This is a genomic window from Hyalangium sp. (assembly GCF_045802625.1).
Classification (GTDB): domain Bacteria; phylum Myxococcota; class Myxococcia; order Myxococcales; family Myxococcaceae; genus Hyalangium.
This window is the reverse complement of sequence record NZ_JBJMQP010000222.1, coordinates 1-8670: the sequence shown is the minus strand read 5'-3', so window position 1 is coordinate 8670 and position 8670 is coordinate 1. Positions and strand designations below refer to the sequence as shown.

General features: G+C 68.9%; 6 protein-coding genes. 4 read left to right on the top strand and 2 right to left on the bottom strand.

Annotated elements, in window-relative coordinates; all coding sequences use genetic code 11:
- Both ACJ8AT_RS35450 and ACJ8AT_RS35445 read left to right on the top strand, forming a co-directional pair.
- Window positions 1-639 (top strand): AHH domain-containing protein (locus ACJ8AT_RS35450; RefSeq protein WP_407742395.1); only part of this gene is annotated, 639 nt, incomplete at its 5' end.
- 36 nt (window positions 640-675) lie between these two features.
- On the top strand, window positions 676-1239 hold the full coding sequence (locus tag ACJ8AT_RS35445; RefSeq protein ID WP_407742394.1) for an imm11 family protein: 564 nt from the start codon (window positions 676-678) through the stop codon (window positions 1237-1239).
- Window positions 1240-1312: 73 nt separating this feature from the next.
- Here ACJ8AT_RS35445 and ACJ8AT_RS35440 read toward each other — a convergent pair whose 3' ends face one another.
- Window positions 1313-2944 (bottom strand): sigma 54-interacting transcriptional regulator, encoded by a 1632-nt coding sequence (locus tag ACJ8AT_RS35440; RefSeq protein WP_407742393.1) that lies wholly within the window; start codon window positions 2942-2944, stop codon window positions 1313-1315.
- A 96-nt stretch (window positions 2945-3040) separates the two neighbouring features.
- On the opposite strand from ACJ8AT_RS35440, the gene ACJ8AT_RS35435 reads away from it, so the two are divergent.
- Window positions 3041-4036, top strand: a complete 996-nt coding sequence (locus tag ACJ8AT_RS35435; protein ID WP_407742392.1) for a hypothetical protein — start codon at window positions 3041-3043, stop codon at window positions 4034-4036.
- A gap of 42 nt (window positions 4037-4078) precedes the next feature.
- On the opposite strand, the gene ACJ8AT_RS35430 is transcribed toward ACJ8AT_RS35435, so the two are convergent.
- Window positions 4079-5557, bottom strand: a complete 1479-nt coding sequence (locus tag ACJ8AT_RS35430; protein ID WP_407742391.1) for an OmpA family protein — start codon at window positions 5555-5557, stop codon at window positions 4079-4081.
- Between the two features lie 42 nt (window positions 5558-5599).
- On the opposite strand from ACJ8AT_RS35430, the gene ACJ8AT_RS35425 reads away from it, so the two are divergent.
- Window positions 5600-8670, top strand: a 3071-nt coding sequence (locus ACJ8AT_RS35425) for a beta strand repeat-containing protein (RefSeq protein ID WP_407742390.1), incomplete at its 3' end; no start/stop codon positions are given.

The window sequence follows — 8670 nt, the reverse complement described above, 5'->3', positions numbered from 1 at the left end:
TGGTTCGAGTTGATGGAGGAGGTGAAGGTCGCCACCAGCTTCGAGGAGATCCGCGAAGCGGGCGAGAAGTTCGGCCGGCTGTTCTCACGTGAAGCGGCGCAAGCCTTTGCCATGATCGTCATGGCGCTGCTGACGCACAGCGCGAAGGGGTTCGCGGAACAGGTGGCGACGCTGCCCGGCTCGGCTCAAGTGTCGCTCCATGCGGCTGATCAGGAAGGGATCCTGCTGTCCGAGGTGGGCGCGGTGGAGTCGGTGGCCGTGACGGAGGACGGCTTCCGCATGGCGCTGGCGCCGGGCGCTGTGGCGATGGCGGCGCGCGGCGGGCGCAGCCCCCGCACGGAGAATCACCACATGGCAACCATCGCGAACAAGAAATCCACCTTGCGAGGTGGCCCGTGGACCCCCCTATTCGAGGAGCTTTTCGCCAGGGCGGGAATGAGGCTGAAGGACCGTCAAAACGTGGTGCCGATCCTGGGGCACAAGGGGCCTCATCCGCAGCGATACCACCAGATCGTCTTTGAGAGTTTGCAGAGGGCGCTGGGAGGCTGTAGCACCATCGCGGAATGCCGGGCGCGGTTGCTGCCCGTGCTGGATGACCTCGCCATGCGGATCTCAACACCCGGAACGGAGTTGAACTGACTCGTCACCCTGGGGAAATGACGCTAGAAGTCCCCTATGTCCCAGCGCTTCTTCCAGCTAGCTGACGACCTTTATGTTCCCCAGCGCTGGTACTTGGCTACGCCCATCGACAGCCATGGCCGCAAAGTGCACGACTGGGACTTCATAAAGGGGACGCCCGTCCACGTCGAAGGACGGTTGAAAATCCCCATCAAGAATGCAGGCAGGCCGCTGGACTTTTCCTGGGCGCTACTGAGCGTCCCCGTCGTCCACGTCAAGGTTGCTTCCATGCTGGCGGATCGTGCCCCCGGCGACGTCCAGCTCATCCCCGCTGATATCGAGGGCCAACCGGATCAGTACCTCGTCCTCGTGGCAACGCGCCTCATCCGCTGCATCGATGAGGAAGCCTCCAAGGTACGTTTCTGGACGCCAGAGCACGGAGTCCCCGACAAGGTCGGGCAATACATGGGCGTGGATCGCCTGTGCATCGACAAGCGGAAGGTGGGGAACGCCGAGGTGTTTCGCCCCGAAGGGTGGGAGGTCGCCCTGATCATCTCCGAGGAGATCAAGAACGCCATGGAGGACATGGGCGTTACGGGCGCGCGATTCGAGGAAGTCTAGTAGAAGTCTGGATCCGGCCCGGCGCTGGGCAGAACACCGTCCGTGTTCCCGGATGGAAGCCTGAGCGAGCACGTCACTCCTGCCCTTGGGTGATCCCCCAACGCTTCAGGCGCTCGAAGAGCGAGGAGCGCGCCATCCCCAGCTTCTTCGCGGCCTGGTCCTTGTGGTTGCCGCAGCGGCGCAAGGTGTTCTCGATGAGCTGCCGCTCCACCCGCTCCATCATCTGCTCCAGCGTGACGCCCTCGGGCAGCTCCAGCTCGGGCGCCTGCCCGTCCTCGGGGGCGTGGTGGTACCCATCCTCGAAGGACAGATCCCTCGCGTCGATCTTCGGACCCTGGCGCATCAGCAAGGCGCGGCACACCACGTTGCGCAGCTCGCGGATGTTGCCGGGCCAGGAGTGTTTCTGGAGCTGGGCCAGCGCGGCGGCGGTGAACTTCACCGGCTGCTCCTCCGGCCCAAGCGCCTGCACGAAGTGCTCGGCCAGCAGGCGGATGTCCCCGCGCCGGCTGCGCAGCGGCGGCAGCACCAGCGGCATCATGCTCAGCCGGTAGTACAGGTCCTCGCGGAACCGGCCCTGGCGGGCGTGGGCGCGCAGATCCCGGTGGGTGGCGGCCACCACCCGCACCCGCACATGGAAGGGGCGGCTGGCGCCCACCGGTTTGAGCTCGCCCGTCTCCAGCACCCGCAGCAGCTTGGCCTGGAGCTCCAGCGGCAGCTCCCCCACCTCGTCCAGGAAGAGCGTGCCGCCGTCGGCCTCCTCGAAGGCGCCCTTGTGCTTGGAGTCCGCGCCGGTGAAGGCCCCCTTCTCGTGGCCGAACAGCTCGCTCTCGATCAGCGCCGGAGACAGCGCCGCGCAGTTGACGGGGACGAAGGGCTGCGCGGCCCGCGGCGAGTACTCGTGCAGCGCCCGCGCCACCAGCTCCTTGCCCGTGCCGGACTCGCCCAGCACCATCACCACGGCCTCCGAGTCCGCCGCCCTCCGCACCCGCTCCAGCAGCTTCCGCATGGCGGGATCGGCTCCGACAATGCCGTGCAAGGACTGCTCCCCTGGGGAGGCGGGCACCGGCTCGAAGTGCAGCTCTGTCTCGCCTACGCGCAGGGTGTGGTTCAGCGGCAGCTCCACCGCCAGCACGCGCACCCCGTCCAGGAACGTGCCGTTGGTGGAGTTCAGGTCGCGCACGTGGAAGCCCAGCTCGCACCGTGTCACCTCCAGGTGGCGAGTCGAGATGAACCGGTCCGCGATGACCACGGCATTGTCCGGGCCCTTGCCCACGGTGAAGCGGGCAGCGGTGAGCGGGTAGAGCTGCTCGGTGGAGCCGCGCTTGACGCGCAGCTGGGCCCGCTGCGGGTGCTCCTCCACGGCCTCGAGGGGCTTGACGTCGGTGGAAGCACCCCGGGCGGAGCCCTCGGGCCCGGCCGTGCCGCGCAGCCGGAACAGGGCGATCCACGGGCCCAGTTGAAGATCGGCCCCGTCCTCCAGCTTGCCGCGCTGGAGCACCTGGCCCGCCACCCGGGTGCCCTGGCCCGACAGATCCTCCACCCGCCAGCGCTCGCCCTCGCGCAGCAGCGCCACCTGATGCTGGCTCACCTGGGGATCGGGGATGACGACGTCACAGTCCTCGCCCCGGCCCAGCACCACGCGCGGGCCATCCAGCACGAAGCGGAGCACCTCCTGCCCTTGGCGAAGAAACACCAGCTCCGGCATGAACACCTCCTGGTGCGCGAGCCTACTGGGATGTGGGCGGTTGCGGACTTCTAACCGGTTAGAAGTCTGGATCCGGGCGGGGTAATCTCCCTCCCCATGGCCGAGGACGACAGCGGCAAGGTGCCCGAGACAGCAAGCGATCTACCGGCGGAGGTGGCCGAGCTCGAGAGCGTCGCCTCGCAAGCGGCCTACGACGCCTTCGTCGCCGCCGCGAAGGTGGTCGACGCGGACGCCATCGAGGAGTGCTGCGCGGATCTCGTGCTCACCTACCACAACGTGACGCGAGGCGTTGAGGCGGTGCTCGGCAGCGGGGCGGTGCTGATCGGCAAGCTCCCCAACGTGGATGTGGTGGAGCTGTCCATGCTCCCGCGGCTCGTGCAGGGCGTGGCCTTCGCCTCGCTCCAGGTGCAGCGCGAGCTTCGAACGGTCTCGTTCGGCATGCTGTTCGAGCAGGCGCAGAACCTGCGGCGCAAGCTGCGCAAGACGGCCGACGCGCTCGCCGAGGCCAACCTGTTGGCGGACGCGGACGCGGATGAGGTCCGGCTCCACGGGCAGCAGGATGTCCTGGACGACTGCCTGGCGCTGGCCGCCGTGTTCCGGAGGAACGAGCCGCGGATCACCGGCCGTTCGCCCGTGAGCCCCTCCGAGGTCCGCGACACGGAGCAGATCGCGCAGAAGCTGAAGGCCCTGCTCGGAGAGCCGGTGAGCGCGAGCGACGGCGGAGCCCCCCACCTCGTCAAGCTCATTGAGCTGCGCGACCGGTTCTGGACGCTGCTGACCCAGCGCCATGACGTGCTGTGGCGCTGCGGTGCGTGGCTCTACGGGCGTTCGGTGGATGATCGGGTGCCGGCGCTCGTGGTCCGCCAGCCCGTCGTGCGCAGGCCCCGGAGCTCCCAGGTGGAGCGCGAAGCGGCGCGGACGGCGTCCGAGCCACGGCGCACCATGAATCCCCCCGCCGTCATGCCGGCGCGTGCGAGCCCTCCCTCCATGGCGCCCGTGCGGGACTCGACGCGGCACCTGAGCGATCTGCAACGCGAGCTGGAGCGGAAGACCCGGTTCCTCATCCGGATTGGCGCCATCACGCAGCGCTGAGCCCACCCGGGCCCTCCGCCCGGGTGAGAGCAGGGCAGGGGGCTACGGGGCTGGGGCCTGCGTCGTGGTCGAGGTGGCCGGCGCCTCGGTGACGATGAGCACCTCGGCGCGGCGGTTGAGCTGGTGCTCCTCCTCGGTGGCGGGCTTGGCGCTCACGGGCCACTCCGAGCCAAAGCCGCGGATCCGCACCTGCGTCGCGGGGATGCCCTGGTTGACCAGGTAGCGCCGCACCGCCTGCGCGCGCCGCAGGGACATGAACATGTCCGAGGTGTCCGTGCCCTCGCTGTCCGCGTGGCCCTCGATGATGACGGTGCCTCCCCGAGTCGCCTCGGACAGCTGGAGGACGGCCTGATCCAGCAGCGGCACCACGCCGGGCAGCTCCGCGCTGCCCTTGGTGAAGGAGATGCTCCCCCGGAGGACGATCTTCTCCTGGGGCGTGGGCTGGTAGGGACGCTGGGGCTCCTGGGGCTTCTGCTCGCCGTCCTCCTGCTGAGGATCTCCCCGCGTCAGGGAGTTGAGCTCCCAGGTGCTGACGGGCCGGATCCGCTCCTCGTTGTGCGGGCGCTGCTTGGTGGCGACCGAGAGCTGGAACTCGTGATCCGCGTTCTCGTCGATGAAGGAGATCTTCGGCGGGGGCTCGTCGTGGAAGCTGACGCCGGCCAGCATGCGGAAGCGAGGCGCTCCCACGGCGCCACCCAGGCCGGGGCCTCCCATCAGGAAGGCCTCCAGCCCCACCAGCAGCGGGAAGCGCACGCCACCGAGCAGATCCACCGAAACCTGGGGAGAGAGCGAGCTCCGCAGGGCCAGCTCACCGCGGAGCCCCTTGCCCGTGGTGGCCAGCGCGGCCCCGAGGCGGATCTCCGAGTTGGCCCCCTGCTTGGCGGAGCCAGCGGAGGTCGCCAGGAGGATGGCGGGGCGGAACAGCACGCCGGCCTCGAGCGAGGGCGCCACCCAGCCCAGCGTGGTGCCCACGGTCATGCGCGCATGGAAGCGAGGCCCATCGTCTCCCGCCAGGGCCGCTCCGTTGCCGAAGGGCAGGCCCACGCCGAGATCCGCGGACAGATCCACGGGCTGCCGCTGGCGGCGCGACAGCAGGCCCAGCCGCGCCTGGAGCACGGGCGTGCCCAACCCCTGAGCAGCCAACTGGCCAAGGCCCACCTGGGTCGGATCATCTCCTTGCTGCCATAGCACGAACGGGAGCTGGGCGCTGACTTCGAGCCAGGGCAGCACGCCATAGGCCGCCGACAGGAGCGCGGTGGCCCGGTTGCGCACCACCTGGAGGTCTCCCTCTCCGTCGTTCAGCACGAGGGGCAGGCGTTGGTAGTGCCCCAGCAGGCTTACATCAAGGCCCCCAGGGACCATCAACTCACCATTGCCGACCAGGAGCGTACCGCGCCCTACGTTGGTCTCCAGCCGCTCCAGATCGAAGCCGGGTAGCTGATCACTGGACTGCGCGGCGGCGAGAGAGGACGCCAGCAGCGCCGCGGCCAGTATTCCCCTGGCGGATGGATGTAAGATCATGAACAGGTAGAATCCTACCGCTCTTTGAGCGAGGAGGGGCAAGTGCTCCGAGTCAACGTCTTGGCCGTACTCTGTGTCTCGGTAGTGCTGGTCTCTTGTGGCTCCTCCGAGCATGGGGGCGGCTCTCCCGTGGGCGCCGCGGAGCAAGAGCTCAAGCCCGTGCCTCTGGCCGCCGCCTTCTCGATCTCGACGACCGCGCTGGCCTTCGAGGATCAGAAGACGAACACCTCCAACACGATGACGGTGCGGGTGTCGAACACGGGTAACAGCGGTAACGTCACCATCACCAGCATCGCGATCACCCCCACGACGACGCAGTTCACCGTCTCCCCATCGATTGGAAGCTCAATCTCGTCGGGTGCTCACGAGGATTACACGGTGACGTTCACGCCCGCGTCGACCGGGCCCAAAGCCGCCACCCTGACCTTCAGCTACAAGCTCACCTCCAACGGGAGCACCCTGACCGCCACCGTCGACCTGACGGGCAATGGGGTGGCATCCGCCGCCGATGTGAGCCCGCTTTCACGCGCTTTCGGCGAAGGGGTCGTGAACGGTTCGGGTTCGAGCAAGACCGTGACGGTGACCAACGTGGGGACCCTGAACTCGGTCATTCAGGTGACCCCGGTGCTCACAGGGGCCGGCGCCGCGTCCTACATCGTCTCTCCGAGCGTGCTCTCGGTGACGGCGCGCGGCAGCCAGGACTTCACGGTGACGTTCGTCCCCACCGCCGAGGGCAGCGACGATGCCACCCTCTCCTTCACCACGGATGAGTCAGGCAGTCCCACCGTCCCCTCCGTGGCCCTGACGGGCACGGGGGTGATTCCCGTCGCCACGGTGGCCTCCACGGTGGCGTTCGGAGAGCAGCGCGTGGGAGCCACCTCGGCGGCGACGATGGCGCTGGCGGTGCGCAATGATGGCTCGGGTACGCTGCACATCACCAACGCGGTGCTGAGCGGGACGGACAGCGCGCGCTACAGCGTCAGCCCCACCACGCTGGATGTGCCATCTGGCCAGAGCTTGGACCTGACGGTGACGTTCACGCCCACAGCTGTGGGGGCCACCTCGGCCACGCTGACGTTGAGCACCGATGACGTGGACCAGCCCACTGTCCCCGTGGCGCTGTCGGGCACGGGAGTCAATCCCACGGCCGTGGTGGCCTCCTCGGTGGCGTTTGGAGAGCAAAGCGTAGGAGCCACTCCCGCGCCGACGCTGTCACTGGCGGTGGGCAACAGCGGCACGGGCACGCTGCATATTACCAGCGCGGTGCTGAGCGGGACGGACAGCGCGCGCTACAGCGTCAGCCCGGCCACGCTGAATGTGCCCGCCGGCCAGAGCCTGAACCTGACGGTGACGTTCACGCCCACAGCCCTGGGGGCCACCTCCGCGACGCTGACGTTGAGCACCGATGACGTGGCCAAGCCCACCATCACCGTGGCGCTGTCGGGCACGGGGGTGAATCCCACCGCCGTGGTGGCCTCCACGGTGGCGTTCGGAGAGCAAAGCGTAGGAGCCACTCCCGCGCCGACGATGGCGCTGGCGGTGCGCAACAGCGGCACGGGCACGCTGCACATCACCAACGCGGTGCTGAGCGGGACGAACAGCGCACGCTACAGCATCAGCCCCGCCACGCTGGATGTGCCGGCGGGCCAGAGCCTGAACCTGACGGTGACGTTCACGCCCGTGGCCGAAGGGGCCACCTCGGCCACGCTGACGTTGACCACCAATGATGTGGCCAAGTCCACCATCACCGTGGCGCTGTCGGGCACAGGGGTGAATCCTGTCGCCACGGTGGCCTCCACGGTGGCGTTCGGAGAGCAGCGCGTGGGAGCCACCCCGGCGGCGACGATGCCGTTGGCGGTGCGCAACGATGGCACGGGCACGCTGCACATCACCAACGCGGTGCTGAGCGGGACGGACAGCGCGCGCTACAGCGTCAGCCCGGCCACGCTGGATGTGCCCGCCGGCCAGAGCCTGAACCTGACGGTGACGTTCACGCCGACGGTGCCAGGGGCCACTTCGGCCACGCTGACACTGAGCACCAGTGACGTGGCCAAGCCCACCATCGCCGTGGCGCTGTCAGGCACGGGAGTGAATCCCACGGCTGTGGTGGCCTCCACGGCGGCGTTCGGAGAGCAGCGCGTGGGCGCCACCCCGGCGGCGACGCTGCCGCTGGCGGTGCGCAACAGCGGCACGGGCACGCTGCACATCACCAGCGCGGTGCTGAGTGGGGCGGACAGCGCGCGCTACAGCGTCAGCCCCACCACGCTGGATGTGCCGGCGGGCCAGAGCCTGAACCTGACGGTGACCTTCACGCCGACGGTGCCTGGGGCTACCTCGGCCACGCTGACGTTGAGCACCAGTGATGTGGCCAAGCCCACCATCGCCGTGGCGCTGTCGGGCACGGGGGTGAATCCCACGGCCGTGGTGGCCTCCACGCTGGATTTTGGAGAGCGGAGCGTGGGAGCCACCCCCGCGCCGACGCTGCCGCTGGCGGTGCGCAACAGCGGCACGGGCACGCTGCACATCACCAGCGCGGTGCTGAGTGGGACGGACAGCGCGCGCTACAGCGTCAGCCCAGCCACGCTGGATGTGCCCGCCGGCCAGAGCCTGAACCTGACGGTGACCTTCACGCCTGCGGCCGAAGGGGCCACCTCCGCCACGCTGACGCTGAACACCGATGACGTGGCCAAGCCCACCGTCACCGTGGCGCTGTCGGGCACAGGGGTGAATCCTGCCGCCACGGTGGCCTCCACGGTGGCGTTCGGAGAGCAGCGAGTGGGAGCCACCCCCGCGGCGACGATGGCGCTGGCGGTGCGCAACGATGGCTCGGGTACGCTGCACATCACCAACGCGGTGCTGAGCGGGGCAGACAGCGCGCGCTACAGCGTCAGCCCGGCCACGCTGGATGTGCCATCTGGCCAAAGCCTGAACCTGACGGTGACGTTCACGCCGACGGTGCCTGGGGCCACTTCGGCCACGCTGACACTGAGCACCAGTGACGTGGCCAAGCCCACCATCGCCGTGGCGCTGTCAGGCACGGGAGTGAATCCCACCGCCTTGGTGGCCTCCACGCTGGCCTTTGGAGAGCAGAGTGTGGGAGCCACCCCCGCGCC

What these genes read in the sequence shown, in the direction of transcription:
- ACJ8AT_RS35435 (WP_407742392.1), top strand. Translation starts at nt 3,041, where the DNA reads ATGGCCGAGGACGACAGCGGCAAGGTGCCCGAGACAGCAAGCGATCTA.
- ACJ8AT_RS35430 (WP_407742391.1), bottom strand. Translation starts at nt 5,557, where the DNA reads ATGATCTTACATCCATCCGCCAGGGGAATACTGGCCGCGGCGCTGCTG.
- ACJ8AT_RS35445 (WP_407742394.1), top strand. Translation starts at nt 676, where the DNA reads ATGTCCCAGCGCTTCTTCCAGCTAGCTGACGACCTTTATGTTCCCCAG.
- ACJ8AT_RS35440 (WP_407742393.1), bottom strand. Translation starts at nt 2,944, where the DNA reads ATGCCGGAGCTGGTGTTTCTTCGCCAAGGGCAGGAGGTGCTCCGCTTC.